This is a genomic window from Gilliamella sp. wkB18 (genome assembly GCF_001690875.1).
GTDB lineage: Bacteria > Pseudomonadota > Gammaproteobacteria > Enterobacterales > Orbaceae > Gilliamella > Gilliamella apicola_A.
Map to the genome: position 1 here is coordinate 1 of NZ_LZHM01000042.1, position 688 is coordinate 688.

1 protein-coding gene is annotated in these 688 nt (G+C 38.7%); it reads left to right on the top strand.

Going from position 1 to position 688, the window contains the following annotated elements; translation table 11 throughout:
* On the top strand, window positions 1-523 hold a 523-nt coding region (locus A9G48_RS11540), incomplete at its 5' end, for a hypothetical protein (protein ID WP_218057799.1).
* Between the last annotated feature and the right edge of the window lie 165 nt (window positions 524-688).

The window sequence follows — 688 nt, forward strand, 5'->3', positions numbered from 1 at the left end:
GATAGAAGAGAAGGCAACGGTAGGCGAATTATCTGATAAAATCAGCAAAAATAACGTTGCCACCTTAGATTTAGCCGATTACACGCCGGCGATGCGAGAATTACAGCAAATCTTAACCGGCACACTGATATATTCAACCCAACGAAAAAAAGACCTACCGCCACCGACTTTTACGGATAGGGATTTAAAGGAAGGGTTACGCAGAAGTTGGACAGCGGAGCAGATAGGGCATTTACTGGTGAAATATGAAAGTGAATGGTATGCAGATGAAGGGTTAAGCAAATGGAACGAAGTTGATGAGCTATTTGAAGAAGAAAAGCAACAACAAAAAGCGCTTATTGAAGCGGGATTAGATGAGCTAGGCATCACCGAGCCTTACCTCCGTGATTTTGCCTTAGACGTGGTGGACGAAGCGCACGAACATGTCAAAAGCAACTGGCAACTAGAAAAAGAAGAGCGCATTAAACCGTTATTCTGTATTAAACAATCGATAGTAATTCAGAGGATAATAAACCTTGTATGATCGTAATTGTGTAAAAAACACACCATAAATAAGTAGGGCAAAGCTCACGCTAATACGAAAGTAAAAGACAATATTTTTTGTTTAGGTACATTCGAATATTTATATCTTTTTGAATTTAAATTAAAAATTGGTGTTTCTTGGTGGAACGATAGAAATTGGAAAAAG